At 48.1% G+C, this 17256-nt stretch carries 7 protein-coding genes; all 7 read right to left on the reverse strand.

Annotation, left to right across the window (positions count from 1 at the left end; translation table 11 throughout):
- Nucleotides 1–6: 6 nt before the first annotated feature.
- Nucleotides 7–4869, reverse strand: coding sequence for a glycosyl hydrolase (locus BM257_RS04300; protein WP_092068734.1), 4863 nt, complete (start codon nt 4867–4869; stop codon nt 7–9).
- Between the two features lie 93 nt (nt 4870–4962).
- Nucleotides 4963–5151: a hypothetical protein gene (locus tag BM257_RS04305; protein ID WP_092068737.1), complete on the reverse strand. Its 189-nt coding sequence runs from the start codon at nt 5149–5151 to the stop codon at nt 4963–4965.
- A gap of 71 nt (nt 5152–5222) precedes the next feature.
- Nucleotides 5223–8738 carry an Ig-like domain-containing protein gene (locus BM257_RS14520; RefSeq protein ID WP_143096743.1) on the reverse strand — a complete coding sequence of 1172 codons (3516 nt, stop codon included), beginning with the start codon at nt 8736–8738 and terminating at the stop codon, nt 5223–5225.
- Nucleotides 8739–9690: 952 nt separating this feature from the next.
- Nucleotides 9691–9819, reverse strand: coding sequence for a hypothetical protein (locus BM257_RS15095; protein ID WP_255405528.1), 129 nt, complete (start codon nt 9817–9819; stop codon nt 9691–9693).
- Nucleotides 9820–9839: 20 nt separating this feature from the next.
- Nucleotides 9840–12428, reverse strand: a complete 2589-nt coding sequence (locus BM257_RS04315; protein WP_092068740.1) for a discoidin domain-containing protein — start codon at nt 12426–12428, stop codon at nt 9840–9842.
- A 40-nt stretch (nt 12429–12468) separates the two neighbouring features.
- Complete coding sequence (locus BM257_RS04320; RefSeq protein ID WP_177216013.1) at nt 12469–14004, reverse strand: glycosyl hydrolase; 1536 nt, start codon at nt 14002–14004, stop codon at nt 12469–12471.
- Nucleotides 14005–14024: 20 nt separating this feature from the next.
- A complete protein-coding gene (locus BM257_RS04325) occupies nt 14025–17246 on the reverse strand; it encodes a glycoside hydrolase family 16 protein (protein ID WP_092068746.1) in 3222 nt (1073 codons plus the stop codon).
- Nucleotides 17247–17256: the final 10 nt, after the last annotated feature.

Genomic DNA, 17256 nt, shown 5'->3' on the forward strand with positions numbered 1-17256 from the left:
GAATTCTTATTTTACTACAACGGTCTTTCCACGATAGATGTAGATACCTTTCTGCTGTGGTCGGTTAGTACTCAGGCGGTGACCCTTCAGGTCGTAATAACAATTGTCTGTCCATGGTGAGGCGACCTTTACCTGTTCTATGGCGGTGACATCGTCGAACAACAGTCGTGCCCCTGTCGGAGCATCGGCAAGGTATGCCCGGAAGCTGCCGACGATAGCTCCCTCATTGTCCAGCCATGCCAGTTTGCCTGTATTCTTGAAAGCGGCATATCCCTCCGTGCCATTGACGGTAAAGCGTTTGAAATTACCGATAAAGCGTACCCCGCCAACTGTCGTTGACAGTTCTCCTGTTCCGCGAGCCAGTTCCACGTTGCCTTTTGTGCCATTGATGGACAGCACTATGGCAGATGAAGTGGCATTATGCAGCAGGTAAGGCTTGTAAGCCTTGATACCCGTTGTCACCTTTGTGAAATTGATTGCCTCATCGGTTGCCTCATTCAATTCGTAGACATCCAATCCTGTAGGAACAGTGATGTCACGAGGCAGACAGCAGGAGGCATATTCTCCTGCCAAGATGGTGCGATTGTAGGTCAACGTGGTATTACGTCCAAAGTTCATCGGCAGTACGGCATAGCCGTCCTCAAACTCTACCTTGAAGCCTGTTGCCTCCAATGGTAGTATCCACCCGCCAGCGTTATAGGCAAGGTTCTTATTGTTAGTCAGCTTCGCCTGCTGCGCCGATGCCGCATGGTCGTCGCCACCATCACCATTCAGCAGGATGATGACATTGGGGTTATTAGTTGTCACTATCGTCATCGGTGTGGTGTTGCCCAGGGTGATGCCACTCAGGTCGATAGCCGTCACCGTCTTCGGTAGTGCGGCGATATCGCTCAGGAACTGTGCTACATTAGCATCCGTCAGCCCCGTACCGAAGGAGGTTACCGTAGAGATACCCTTAGAGTCAGGATCACCTACAAACACCTTATCACCTGTCTCTGTATAGAAATACACATTGGCAATCAGGGCAGCATTCGTACCAGCCTGATAATTGTTGAAGGAGAAGAACAGCCAGTTAGCCGTCGTGTTCGTAATAGGTAAGTCGACGCTATTCCACTGTCCTCCTTTCAATGCCTTGGCATACTCTTTGTTACCAGGAGCACCCTCGATATGGATACTGAAATCAGGAGCATCCGCTAAGGGGTAGACATCGGCATGCAGCATATTAGCACCTTCCAGGTCGATATTACCCAAGGCACCGAATCCACATGTTCCCAACTGTTTCACAAAGATAGCACGGCAGGTCGGAGTGAGGTCGAACGAAGGACCTGTGCGCTTAGAGCCTCCGTTGTAGTCGAAGTTCATCGACGACTCCTCTTGTCCTACGAATATCACCACCTTGTCGCTGACACTGGCAGGAGCATCCACGGCATCGTTGATAACCATCACCTCTGCCTCGCTCATTATTGAGCCAACTGTTGCCTTTACAGTATACGTACCAGCCGTTGTCGCTGTAATGGTCTTCGCCTCGGCGTCAATCGTCAGTCCGGCGCCAGTCTCGTAACTGGGTGTCATATCATAAGGAGCGCCAAACTGGTCCTTTCCCTCAATCGTGAATGTTGTCGGAATACCTTTCACAAGAATTCCAGGAACCTCGAAAGCCATCGATGTGAGTTTCAGGCTCTCCTCCACAGGTAAGGTCTTATTGGCAGTCATGCCCTCTACCGTTGCCTTCACCATGACATTACCATATTTCGATGGTGTGAAATTGCTACCACTGAACGTACCGTCCTCACTACTCCATACGGCAGAGACACTCTTGGTGTTCTTCGCATAGTCATAGCCCTGAATAGATAATGTCGTGGGCTTTCCTTGTTTCAGCACCTCATCGGCACTGATAATCTCCACACCCATCAGGTCATTGGCATCAGCGGAGACAGGTTTTCCATACACTTCCAACTCATAGAGCGAGGTGCCATACGAAGAACCACGTTTCACACCAATCAGACGAATGTAACGTCCCACATGGTCATCCAAGGCGAGTTCCGTCCAGTCTTCCGCCTTTCCAGCACCCGTCTTACTGTAAGTGGCATCACCATTCTCCGTGTCACGTAGTTCAATGCGATACTCCGAGGCATAGCTTGCCTCCCATCGCACGCGAACCTTATATATATATGCATTTTCCCCGAGGTCTACTTGCAACCACTCATCGTCTTGAAACACACTGCTCCAACGGGTGTCAAGTTTACCGTCAGTAGCATTTTCCTTTAGGGTTCCCGCATTCTCATGACTACTCTCCGTACAGGTCTTACCCAAGGCAAGGTTCTTCATCACCAGTCTTTCCCGCAGGTCTGGCTCTGTGTCATCTACAGGATACACATAATTATAGGCAGTAGAGGTGACACCCTCCACTTTCATCTGTCGGGCAGGCACCACAAGGTGAGTACCGTCACTATAGTTCACGGTAATCTCCGCATCAGTGGGATTATAGGCGATATGCGTCTTCACCCCGCCTTTGTCATATACACGAGCCGTAGGATAGTCGGCTGTCACGTTCCACACGATATCCCCATAGGTACGGTGTGAATGGGTGACGAAGTAGGTGATACCATTGGTCAAACTGGTCGTCATCGTACCCCAGCCTTTCGTCCAACCCTCGTCGAAGATAGCGGCGGCATCGTCAGGATCACTCCACTGGCGGTAGCTCAGTACCACATTACCCCAGTCAGAGTCACGCAGGTCAGCGTCACCGATACCACCTGTGCCATCCCAGCCTTTATGCTCCTTGATAGCCATCAGTCGCTCATAGTCCCATGCGGCAAACGCCTTGTCCTCGCTTAAGTAATCGAGGGCAGGAGAGATAGGCATCCACTGGATACCCTGCATAAAGACAGGATCGCCACCGAACCATGTCCACCATCCGATACCATGACTGGTGAGGTTAGAGCTCCACGGTTGGATATAGTCCACCACACCATCCTTCTTATGTTTGAATTTCGTATAGTCGATGTTATAGTCGGGATTGTTGGTCGTATGGAAGTCAGCGCCAACAGACTCCCCGTGACGGTCAAACCAGTATTCGGCAGTGGCGCGGCTCTCACAGATCCAGCCGAAGATACCGGCGTCACGTAACTCGTTGTCACCCAAGGCGACCCCCAGCAGGTACATACCACCCCATCCTTGCATCGACTCGGAGGTGGACTCCTGACCATTACCTGCTCCGTCACCCATACCACCAGCATAGCAATGACCAGCCCATGGGTCCATCATACGCAGGAAACAAGCCCAGTCGTCACGTTTGTAGTTATTATAGTCACGAGCCACCAGCTTGATCATCTCCCCATAGTGCTGTTTGAAGTCATCGTCCACCAGTGCCAGCATAGCGGCGGCAAGGGTATAGTACCCATAATGGAAATGATGGTCGTTATAGGTATCACTGTCATAGCTGGTGTTATAGCCGATCAGTCCATGGAACCGCTGGTCGTAGGCAAAGAAGAAGTTATCCTCCCCAGGGGTATACGTCAACCAGTTGACGAGCGCCTCTTTCAGTCTGTCATGACATAGTTTGAAGAGTTCCTCCTCACCCATCTCACGGGCAAACGACATATACAGAGCCATCTGTGTCAGTCCCTTACCACCCCAGTAGGTGTCACCACCGAAGGTTCCCTTCTGGGCATACTCCTCCAGCATCTTCCTCATCTTGGCGACATCATAGGCATGGTCACCTGTTAGGTCGTTGGGCACCCCATACCAAGGCAGCATCCCCGAGAACTGATAGCTGATGCTCAGGTCATTACCTGCGGCAAGTTTCAGTTTACCACGTGGGGTGGCATAACTATTCCCTAAGAAAGAATGACTGTATGTCGCATAAGGACTACGCCAGTGGTGCGGGATGAATCCCTGCAACACTTTATTAGTCTCCGAACCAGTACGCAGGTCTGTCGCTGTCACCTGCCAGCGGGTGGTCAGTGTACCGCTTGCCTGGACATAGTCCCACGACACCTTCGTGTCCGTCGGTTTGCTATAAGCATAGGTGCCGTAGGTCGTCAGGTCACTGGTCTGTTGTAACAGAGCCACCACCACAAACTGTTTGGCACCACCAAAGGTGACGGTAGCCTTTCCACCGTCTATCGCCACCGTACTACCGTCAGGCAGGTAGATACCATAGAGGTCTTGTGTGGCGGCATTGCTGATGCGCACCACAAACTGCGTGTGACTGCCAGAGGTGAGTGCCGCACCTGTTCCGTCGATGATATCGACGGACACGGGACCTGTCAGTTTGTTGTCGGCACCATCATTATCCGTCTTCACAGCGGTAATGACAGGACTGATGTTCTCCATCTCTATCCAGGTGAAGGGTACACCGTGTGCAAGTGTCGTCAGCATCTGCTGGCTACCACTCTCCTCCGAGAAAGACACTGTCCAGTCGCTCCACTGCTCCGCCATCGGTGTGGTAGCATAGAAATCCTCACCGCCACTGATGGTTAGTCTCGACTGTGCCTTCATCTCCGTGCCGTTATCCACCCAGTATTTCGGATAATGGATGTCCACACCATATTTCATGCCCTGTACATACTGCGGATAAGACCACAGATGTCCTGTCACCTCCTTACCAGACCGTCCACGGTCAGCATTGATCAGGTCTGTCCACCAGTCGTTAGTGGGAATAGGCTGTCCTGCCTGCTCACGGATATACAACTGACGATATTGCATATACTGACTCTGGTCACCACCATGCTCCGCAGTCCTCGACTTCGACAGGGGTGAGTAAGCCGCATAGCTGCCCTTTCCCACTGTTATGGACGATTGCGCATAAGTCGTAGAAGGGATGATGAGCAGTGTCGTTAAGATCGTTAATAAATAATTCCTCATTTAATCCTTTTGTTTCTTGTTAATATTAGTCTAAAAAGGCTGTGCCTGCCTTTAGCGCGACACAGCCTCCAACTTTGTTATAATCTTTACATGTTACGGAAGCAACATTTTCATTGGATCATCACCGTTCAGCAAGAAATTGAAATCGTCGAGTTCACGGCCGTCTGCCCAACCTCCAGTAATAGGATCTGTAGATACACCGGGACCACTACCTGCCAGTAACGCAGCCTGATTATTCAGCTCAACCACCTCAATAGCTGGTTTTATATATATCTTTTTCATAAATCTATCCTTATAATTTATTACAAAGTCCTCTTTCCTCCCCTGGACAGGGGAGGGAAGGAGGGGTCTTCTTACTTCAAAATAACCTTCTTGCCGTTCACGATGAAGATACCCTTGGTAGGATTCTTCACTTCCTGACCTTGCAGGTTGTAGAACTTGCCGTTCATCAGCTCATCCATATTCTTGATGCCCTTGATGCCTGTAACATCACCGTCATCGAAGATTGCACGAGCGGAAGCACCAGAGAGACCGGTGAAGTAAACACGGAAGGCACCGATCTTAGCACCGTTGAACGGATGGAGATTACCATCCTTCAGGGCATACTGTGTACCGTCGGTGTCGATAGCGCGAGAAGTACCGAACTGTGTAACACCAGCAGTTCCGATAGTAGTACCGGCACCATTAGCTGTCAGGTTCAGGTCGATCTTCGCAGTCTCTGTTGTGATGACAACATCAGCACCAGTCGTGTTGTGGAGGATCACAGGATCATTAGCACCAACAGCCTGACTTGCCTGCTTGGTGAAGGTCACCTCGTCGGCAGCAGCGTCTGTTGCTTTATAAACATCCACACCATCAGGTACAGTCACAGAAGCGGGAGCGTTGAAGCTTGCCCAGGCACCAGCGGCAACAGTACGGGTATAGGTAATTCCATCCTGCTGTGCGTCGATCACGAAGTCGTAAGCAGGCTGTGAGTCATTGTCATCAACGAGGTTGATCACAACACCATCAGCGGCACGACGGTATATACCATCGAAGACAACGAGGTTGGAAGCAGTGACTTTCGCACCGTTTGCATCGGGAGTACGTCCTGTACCACCTACCACAACTACTGCATTCTTGTTGGCTGGGGTAATCGTGATAGCCTCTGTGATGGTAGCGCCAGAGAAGTCGATGGTAGCGACAGCACCAGCGTCAGTAACAATCGTTGCTACGTCGGTGGCGGTCACAGGACCAGTTACTGTTGCGACATCACCTGTCACGATGACATTCACAGTCTCTTCACCTTCCTCTACCCAAGTGATATCGTCAGCACCGATATTGCCAAAGTTCACCTCACCTGGTATCATCACATACAATGGAGTATAGATTGTAGGTTTGGTAGTTGAGGTGGCAAGAACGGTTATCATCTTCTTGTCATCGCTGACCGTACAATTACTTCCGTTCATGGCTTCGTTTCCACCACTCAGACCCCAATATGAGCCACCCAGACCATTCATGTCGTCGTCAGAGGTGATGACCAGTTTCCAGTTGTTCTCTGAGCGATCAAGATAGTGGATACCTTGTACCAGGATGGTATGTCCGTCAGCAGTCAGTTCCAGTCCGACAGGAGCTGCGACAACTGTCAGGTCAATGGTGTTCTTGATAGTAGCATCACTCTTCAGGGAAGCGGTGATCCTCACATTACCCTCAGCGACACCAGTCACCTTACCATCAGCGTCAACAGTAGCTACAGCAGGAGTACCGCTTGTGAAGTCTAACTCGCTGGCAGCAACGACAGCCTCTGTCTGATCCTTCACCGTCAGTTGCAAGGTCTTGCCTACAGCAACCTCTTTCTTTGCAGCCTCAACAGTGATAGCGGTAACCACTACAGGAGCACTTGCCTCTTTCCAGAAGTAGATGTTGTCCACATAAACGATTTCTTTGCCGGTACCCTTGTCAAGCTTCAGTTGGAATGCCTTGGAGTTGGCAAAGTCAAGACCGAACTCAGAGAGCTTGATATCCTTGCTGTTCCACTCACCTGGGGTCAGCTCACCGACGCTGGTTGGCTTCTCAGTAGGAGTACCACCTGTCATAATAGGAGTGATACCGACAGTCATATCCTGCATGGGCAGTACGTCAATATGAACATACTCCATATCCTTCAGGTCGAGTTGTGTGGCAAGCTCAAAACCAAGATAGTTGAAGTTGCTCAGCTTTAGTATGTTGTCTTCGCCAACTGTTTCTGCCTCAACGGTGGTTGACTGTCCCCAGTTACCATAAGTATAGGTGGAGGCAGCTGTATAAGCATTGCTGTAGAGACTGATGACATCGTCAGCGTCCTGAGAAGGAGCAGGAGCGGCAGTCAGAGCCAAAGTTGTGGCGTTGACATTCTGTGCGTCAGATGCATTCTCGTTATCATCCTTTGCTATAATAGAAAAGGTATAAGCCTTGTTGAAGTCAAGTCCACCAACGGTGTAGGTGATCTCCACACCATTGTCACCCTTGGTCGTATAGTCTTTTGTACCGTCATTGATGACATAAGTCACCTTTTCAGATATGTTATCAGTAGCCTTCAAGGTGAAGGTGACACTGCCGATACCAGCACTCTTCACGGCTGCTGTATTCAGCACGGGAGCCTCATCGTCGTCAACGGCTGGTTTTGCGAAATAGAAGTGGTCGAGGTAGAACTCAGACTCACCGACGAGTTCGATCAATGCATAGTTGGGCTGGTTGCTGGTGTTGTCAAACACAAGATAATTCCACTGACCAGGAACCAGTCCTGTCTTAGAGATAGCTTTGCCGTAGGCGTTATCACCAAAGAACTTAGCCTCTGTGGCTGTGAAAGGATAAACAGCGACATGAATCTGGGTGTAGTCGCTGGTAACACCTGCACCACCAGCGGTACGGCTGTTGAAACCAGTACCATTCACATGAACCACCTTATGAGCATCGGCAATCTCGACTTCCTCAATAGAGTTGTAGAGAGGATTGGGAGCACCACCGCCAACACCCCATGTGGGATTGCTCTCGTTGATACCCTTGCCGTACTTCGCACTATAGACAGCAATGACATTTGCCGCGAGGTCTGTAGGCTCTGTAGGATTAGTTGTAGGAGCCGAAACATCGATGGCTTGAATGATCTTATCAACAGATACAGCATTATAAGTAGCGGTAATCTTCACGTCTCCGACGGCGGTAGCAGTCAGTGTGGTACCTACGAGTGTGGCGTTTGTGGCAGTATAGGTGACACCCTCTGTCAGCGTAACTCCAAGCTGATCTTTCGCGGTAAAGGTCATTGCTGTTGCCTCACCGACTTTCACCATTGTTGGGGTGACATCGAGGGAGGTCAGTACAGAAGCCTCTTTCTCTAAAGCGACAAAAGTGCGGATCTTCACACCCCATGCATAGTTCGTAGCCTCTGTAGGTACAAAGACGATGTAACGACCACTGTTGGTAACTGCCACAGCAGCGTCTTTCTTTGACTCCTGTGCATTGGTAAAGGTGGCAATGAGTGTCTCACCAGTCAGTGAGCCGTCAGCAGCAGGTGCTGTATTGGTCACATAGATGTTAGCACCACAGTCGGCACCTTCCCATGTACTCTGGATGGCACCGATAGACTTTGCCTCACCTAAGTCGATGTAGAAACCCTGAATGCCTAACGTCTTGTTGTACTCCAGGTTGTCACCGTTCTCGGGGAAGAGGAAGACATTGGAAGTGTTGTCGTCAACGGTGATTTTCTGAAGATTCTCCGTTGTCACTGAACCTTCTGGCAGGAAAGCCTTCAGACCTCCTAATGGATAGACTGTCTTACCTGACGTCAAGTTCGTCGCTGCAAACGTCATTAGCGACGTCAGCAGGAAACTTAAAAGTAATAAAGTTTTTCTCATAATGTTACTATTTAGTTATTGTTAATAAATATTCGTCAAAAGGATTATGCCATATGGACGTTGCCATCTAGGCGTTTACGTTTGCAAAGGTATATAAATATATAAGGTGAAAAATTGACGAGACTAAAGAAGTGGATAAAGTTGGTTACACTTGATATGTAACCAATTCGATATGAGACGTTTACGCTCGTCGTCGATTTGGAAAAGAGTGGATGGAATATAGAGGTGTAAACTTGACATTTATCGCTAATTACCCCTCATATTAACTGAAAAAATGTAAAATCCCGCTATCGTGCTACCAATGTGGCTCAAATGCCGATGTATAAAGGGCGCAAGCCGGTAGCACGATTGAGAATATCGTGCTACCATCCTGCTACCATGCAGTGACTCTGATTGTCGAAGAGGGAATTAGTGACCTTATATCATTTCCCGCTTAAACCATAGTTCGAAAAGAGTTGTACACCAAGTGGTGAACATCTTGGTCTAGATGTGACAACCAGTCTTTACTCATTTTAGACAGCGACTGTTTTTTGAGCGGTTTGCTTTCGGCTATAGGCATTCAGTTGTTTGGCTGGAGCCGCACGGTCGTTTGGCTATAGCCGAACGGTTGAAAGAGCGTACCTAACTCCCTCGAAGGTAGGCACTAACACCCCATCACCAGTAACTTGTTACCCCCGCGCAAGGCATCTCCATCATCGATCGAAGGCATCTGTTCAATCTCTTGGTAGTTTCTTCGACATTCAGAGTCACTACATGGTAGCAGCATGGTAGCAGGATTGTAGCACGAAATTTTCAATCGTGCTACCGACTTGCGCCCTTTGTACATCTGCATTTGAGCCACATCGGTAGCACGATAGCAGGATTTTTCATTTAAAAAAGGCTGCGTCAGCCCTATGGGCGAGACGCAGCCTCCACAACAAAAGTATGAATGTTCAATTAAGTCGACGACAAATTATGGAGCGTAGTAATTTTCATCGGTTATCTCCTCTGATCTCGCATTTATTGTACTTCCTGCCAAAATACTGACATGCGCATTCATCTTCACTACATCCAACACTGGAGTTATATATTTCTTTTTCATATTTTTCTAGCAATTACAAGTTACTTTATAACAACCTTCTTACCATTTACGATATAGATTCCCTTGGTAGGATTCTGCACACGGCGTCCATTGAGGTCATATATTTCTGTATTCATATCTATTGTTCCATTAGCCTTAATAATACCTATTTTGGTAACATCACCGTCAATAAAGATACCACGTGATTCACCACCGCCACCAACGGTTACACCAGTAAAGTAAGCACGTAATGGACTAATCTTTGGTCCGTTTGCTGGTCTGATTTCCGTATCGCTTCCTGTCGGATAAAGAATCCATTGGGTACCATCAGTTGTGATAGTTTGCATTGTTCCGCGAATTTGTACATTATTAATAGGAGTTACTTCTCCTTGGTTAGCTCCATCCAGTAATGCATTAGTATTGCCGGATTGCCATGTTAAAGTGAGATCACTACCTGTTGGGTTATAAATCACGTACCCCTTGCCTGCAGATATATCCCCTTCTACTAAAGTGAAGGTTAACTGTCCAGTAGTAGCATCAGTAAGTTCATAAGCCTTTAGTCCTGTTTCCAACGTTGCGGAAGAGAACCCAGCACCAGCTGCCATATATGTCGTTGCATAACTGCCTGCTGGTATTGTACGATTAATAAATACAGATTTTCCTGCCTCAAAATTAGCATAAGCATGGTTATTAAACCAAAGGGGAACATAGACAGGGTCATCTACGAAAGTGAGACCGTTGGGAGCACCATAATATCGAACATCAGCGGTATAAACACTATTTTTTGTCTTTGTTGCTGCTGCGGCGGTAGCCTGGTCATCATACAGGAAGAGTGCATTTGGGTTATCCGTGGTGAGTTCATCGATATCACCAGCAATATTAGCATTTCTTAGATCAATAAGTTTTCCGTTACCTACTGCGGTCTTAAACTCTGCAAGATTGGTAGCAGAAATAGTACCAATAACAGATGCATTGTCTCCGTTTACCATTACATCATACACCTTTGCACCAGCTATCTCAACCCAATCAAATACAGGATTTTTATCTGCACTCTCTTTGAAGGTCTTTTCTCCTCCAGGTTCAAATATGATATACAATGGAGTATCCATGCTGGGAGCAGTAGTAGATCTCACTCTAACGGTCATGGTCTTACCACCATCAGTAAAAGACTTGTCAGCGTTATTCATAAGAGTTCCTCCAGGTCCTCCATTTAAGAACCAATAACAGTTACCAAATCCGGTCATAACATTTTCTGAAGTTATAATCAGCTCATAATCATATGTGTTCGTGTAATGACGAGCCTGCACAAGAATTTCATAACCAGTTCCCCCAATATCAGAATAATTCTTTCCTGTAGGGGCAGCTTCCGTAGTAAATGCAGGAACATTCATAGGGTCAGAGACATTACCAGCATGGTCGGTGGCTGTTACCTTGAAGTCGCCTGCAGAATAATTGGTAGATGCAGTCAATCCATTGATAGTGATAGTAACATCCTCACCTTGAACACCTTTACCTGTACCTACTTCCACGTCACTGCTGTTTTTTACTGTATAGGTCAATTTGCCAGTAGTGATATTATCAGTGGCATTGACAGTCAGCGTGGCAGACCTATGAGTGGTGGAAGCAACGACAATACTTGACATTTCGGGTTTCTCGGTATCAACCACTGGTGTACCATAGAGATAGACATTTCCAAGGATGAACGATTTGCTTCCATCACCATTTACGGGATGATTGTTTGCATCAACATGGTCGACATATTTCATTTGGTAAATATTTCCCACATTGAGACCCAAATCTTCTAAATCATCAATATCCAAATCCACAGAATTCCATTGATCTGCGGTTACATTAAACTGTAATCCCTTTTCATCTGTTCCTGTAATGGGGAAAATAGCCAACGTTCCTGTGAAATCAGGATAGACATCTAGATGAAGTGTTGTATAGCCTGTGGCATCAATTTTGGTGAATTGAGAACCATAATAAGTGAAATCATTGAATCTAGTAGCACTTTTACCTTGAATACTAATTGCTTCAAGAGTTGTAGAGCTACCCCAAGCATCCCACCCATAACCTGTTGCGTTTGAAAGGTCAAATGATAGTATGCCTAGCTTATGACTGTCAGACACAATTGAAGGTATTGCGGGAAGAGTGCCATATTGAAGGAGCTTGAAATTTTTAATAGTTTCACTATATTGGTCAGTCACATTCTTATCACTCTTTTTAGAGGTATATTTAATATAACGTGCTGTTATAGATGTTGCAAAGGCTTGTGCTATATTTGTTTCTGGATGCTGAGCAGTTCTACCTGTTTCATAGTCTGCTATCTTTGTATACTCGATACCATCAGAGCTATACGAAAGTGTAAAAGAACTCACCCAACGATCACCAGAGAATGTAAGTGCAAAACCTTGAATCGTCTTTGATCCTAATAAATCCACGACTATGTTCATCTCGCCACTACCATCATAATTATTGGGTTGTGCTCCCGTAGCAGTTAGAACATTAGAGACATCCGTATCTCCAATTTTTGCAGTAACACCAACCGCACCAGCTAAGTTCGTGTCTTGTGCCCAAGCCCCACTAATGGATGCCATGAAGGCACACAAAAGTAAAAGTAATTTTTTCATAAGTCTTTTGTTTTTAGTTTATTATAATTTTAGATTGTTCTCACTTAATCACGACTTTGTTGCCATTCTTGCCTTGCAAGCGTCCTTCGGCCGAGCGCACGATGTAGATGCCCTTCGTCGGATGAGTGACACGACGACCGTTGAGGTCATAATATACTCCATTGGCTCTTACATCTTCCTTCTTACTTCTTACATCATAGATACCAGTGGTGGCATCGAAACGCAGTTGGTTGATAAGGATGGACGACGTTCCCATATTATATAATAATAAGGTGTGCTGTCCAGCCGTCAGTGTCACTTTCGTCGTCACATCCTGCCATACACCATTGGTGGAGGGTAGGGTGGTGTCAAGTCGTTTGTTGGCTGACCCGAAGGCACCGTCGTAGATGCGGAAGTCATTGGCGGCAGTCGAACTCATGTGCAGGGTCAGGGTGTACTCTCCATCAGAGGGGAGGTTGATCTGATAGGCTGTCCAGGAACCGGAACGCCATTCTATCTGCAAGGGGATATCGCTGGATGTCTCTGTGTTGGGACGGACACGAGGTACCTCATTGTCCATGCTGGCATTGATAAAGTCTTTGGCAAGGATGCTCTCGCCAGTCATATAGTATTTCTCCTTGTCGAAGGAGGACATATAGACGTAAACCTTACCCAGATCAGACAAGTCACTGCTTGACGTGTTGGTCTTGAAGATGCTCATATAGGGGAAGGATGCGGCACCTCCAGTGGGATTCGCCATGAACCACGCATAACCCTCCACCATATCGCTGAGTTCCAGTTTCAGCAGTTTCTGCACCATCTGGTCGATCTGGAAGTCAAGGGTGATACCTGCCGAATAGGGATAGGAGTTCGTCTCCCAAGAGCAGAACTCCGTCAGGAACATCTTCGGATAATGTCCATGTGCCGTCTTATAGTTGTCCATGAACGCCACGAGGTTCGGATATTTCGCACGGTTGGCAGTGGTCATGAGGTCATTCTCCTCCTTGTCGGTATAGAAATACTCATTGACCAGCCAGTCGACAGCCGAGTAATAGTTCATATAGGAGTGGAAGCACAGGTAGTCCACCTTCGCATCAGGTACCAGACGGAAGAACTCGTCATACCAGGCGAAGGGCTCCCATATCTTTCCACCCACATAATCACCTGTGAAGTTAAGGGCGGGGGCTACGATCTGTAGTCCGAAGTCGGCGGCAACCTGCTCCACCTTCGACCAGGCGTTGGCTGCCTGCTGGGGAGTCATTGCCGATCCGCCAGCACTATATTGTAGATTAGGTTCGTTAAAGGCAAGTAAGTATTTCACCTCTCCCTGGTGTGCTGTCAGATACTGACGCAGACTGGTGTCATTAAAGTCACCATTCCAGCACATGGGGATGAAGGTCATGGTAGTGGGAGTGAAGACAGTAGAGCTTCCTGTGGGAGCGACACCCCAGTTGTAGACCCATGCGACACCTGGCGCCATCTTGGCGATAGGAGCACCGGTGAACTGCTGGTTCTTCTCATCCCAGCAAATGCCTCGCTTGGCACTGCGTTGCTGTGCCAAGACGGGGACATTTACAAACACTAATACTACTAACAAAAACCTAAAAACGTTTCTCATTACCTAACAACTACCTTCTTACCATTTATAATATATAATCCTCGGGGGAGTGTTACCAGATGAGCTTTCACATCGGAGAGACGGGCTACCTGACGGCCCTGCAGGTCGTAGACAGCATCAGCAAAAGGAGCGGCTACCTCGACAGTCTCCTGACGGACGGTCTGGATACCATCGGTATCGTCCTTCTTCTCACGCCAGAAGAACACGTTATCCATCTGGAGCTCGTCACCAGTATGGGCACCACTCATAAACCATACCAGATTACCCTTCCAAGCAGCCTGTCCACCATTATTCTGAGGATAGAGGCTGGGGAATGACTTCTTGATATAGCTATAAGGGATGTCGAAGGAGTACCACTCACCATCACGCTTGAAGTCTCCTACAACGGGAGTCTTATCGTCAAACACTGTAGAGCCGATGGTAAAGCGTGACTCAGCAAAACCTACCAGGTGGTTGCAGTTGTCAGTGCCACGCATAGCGAAATGCAGATACCAGTCGCCATCCTCCAAAATTCGGAGGTCAGCACCGTCTTCAGCAAGGAAACCGCCACCAGACCAGCCCTGGGTACCTACCACCCAGTCGATCCAGCCCTGTCCCTCGATACCGAACGAGTTGACAACGGTGCCGCTCTTGCTGCCATTGGTATAGGTGTTGCCGTTCCAGTTGTTAAGGGTATAGTAGCCGGCAAGGATATTCTCATCCTTTGTGCCACCCTCTGTCTGCATCTGGATCGTTGCCTCAGAGACATTGAAGTTGATGAACTCCTTGTTCTCCATACTGAAATAGCTCTTGCCATCGGCATCAAGACTCTTGGTGGTGAACTCACCCAGTTCATTGACCTCAGGTTTCGTACCGTCTTTCTTGTTCCAGAAGAAGATATTATCGAAGGAGAACGAGCTGCCTGTATATTGGGTATCCATGGTGTAGAAGCAGAGCAGGTTCTCACCCACTTTCACTTTACCGTTACCATTCTTACCCCACAGCTTACCATATTTCTTCAGCTCAGCGACAGGGATGTCAAAGGCATACCACTCACCATCGCGGTTGAAATCAGCGAAAATAGGATACTTGCTATAAGCACCGAAGGTCAGGACAGCATCGCTGTTCTCCGCACCGAAGCGTACTCGGACGGGGATGTGACCTACTGCTGCGTCAGAGCGCAGGGCGATATGCAGATAGTAGGAGTCGTCAATCATCGAGAGGTCTTTCTCCGTAGCGGAGGCAATACCCATACCGTTCCAGTCTAGTTTTGTGGTAGATGTCCATGTAGAGATACCACCGGTATAGACACCTGATGAGTTGGCGACACCATCTTCATGACCACCGACCATCGTGCCCTCCCAGGTGTAATAGTTGTTACTTTGTGTATAGTCACGATCCTGCTTCACAAGGTCGGTCTCCTGATAGGTTCCGTCACTGGTGACCCCTTTCCATACGTCCTCAGAGAGCTGGAGGGGAATTATCTCACCCACCTGTGTCAAGTCGAAAGCCCATGTGCCGTCTTCTTTGACACTCTTATAGCCGTATTTGCCGAGGTCTGACTTGGTATCCGCATAGCTGGGAATCTCCTTGGTCTTGCTCTTGTAGAAGAAGATATTGTCAAAGGACAACTCCGCGTCCGTCTTACCACCACTGATAAAGGCAATGATATTGTCGTCGAAGGCAGCGGCATCACCCTTCATCAAGGGATTGGCAAACTGCTTGAGCACCTTGACGGGGATATCGAAGTAATACCATTTGCCGTCACGCTTGAAGTCGCCGACGCTCGCAAACTTGCCGTCGCTGTTGCCGACGATGAAGTTAGCATTGCTGACAGTAATCTGATGAGAGGTATGTAACTCTTGGTCGTCGCCCTTCATAGCGAAGTGCAACCAATAGGTGTCGTCAATCTGAGAGAGGTCCTCGTTCTTGATATTAAAACCGAGTCCTGACCATCCCGCACTTGCCACCGTGAACATGTTGTAACCCTCAGCCCATCCGAAGGAGTTGGTCTTTCCGTCACGATTCACTGGCACATAGGTGTTCTCCCAGATATAGAGGTTACGATTGGTGTTGTTGACATTGCAGTCTTTCACCGTAGCACCAGCAGAATACAGGTGTCCTGTGACACCCTCACTAGTGGAGATCAGTACGGCATCAGACACGTCGTTGAAGTCGAAAGTGGTCTCCCCATTCTCGTCAAGAGCCTCTGTGGCGAAACCGCTCAGTTCTGTGACATCGTCGTCCTGACTGGGTTTGTCAGGCTCCTCGGGAATATTGGTCTGCTTGTTACCACTCTCATCGGTATAGAGATACTGTGCGTCAGCGTCATCCTCTTTCTGATAGACACGCACCCAGTCCACATACATCTTAGCCTCATCACCGGCATTGGGTAATGCCGTGATATCTGAGGGGTTGTAGATATTGGTAAACGTACCACCTACGGCAAGGTTGAAGAGGAAATAGAATGGCTTCTGGAAGTAATGACCTGGTGTCATCGCATCGTCAGAGGGCGTAATATTCAGTGTGTAATAACGGGCACGGTTCTTGGGACCATTCTTGTAACCTTCCAGGTCATAATACATATAAAGGTATTGACCATCCCACTCAATGGTGAAAATATGGTAGTCACCCTCTACGGCACCAATAGCCTCAAACTTTTCCTGAGAGAACTCCTGGCTGTTCTGCTGGTGATGCTCGTTGCTGGCATCAGGACCATAGTGCAGGGTACCAGAGAAATAGCGGTCCTGCCAACCGGCATATTTACCTGTGATGGCGTTAAAGTGTCCCATTTCGACAATATCTATCTCACCACAACGGGGCCATCCGTACTTGTTGATGTCGTTACCCATCATCCAATAGGCGGGCCACAGACCGTTAGCGGTCTTTGGGAACTTGATCTTAGCCTGCATGATACCATGCTTGAAGGCTGTCTTCTGGTTGGAGTTGATACGTCCGGAGGTAAAGCTCTTACCTTGATATTCCTCACGCTTGGCGGTCAGCACCAGGTTACCGTCAGCCACACTGACGTTCTCCTTGCGATAGAACTGCAGCTCCTGGTTACCACCACCAGTGCCTGACACCTCAATGTTCCAAGCCTTCTCGTCAAGGCTGGTACCATTGAACTCGTCGCTCCACACAAGCTTATAGCCCTCGGGAGCACCTTCTATTGCCTGGGCAGAAGCGACAGTCGGAGAGACTGTCGCTAATACTACACCTAATAATATATTAGATAGTTTCATAAAGCACGTA

The organism is Prevotella sp. tf2-5 (genome assembly GCF_900115435.1).
Lineage (GTDB): Bacteria > Bacteroidota > Bacteroidia > Bacteroidales > Bacteroidaceae > Prevotella.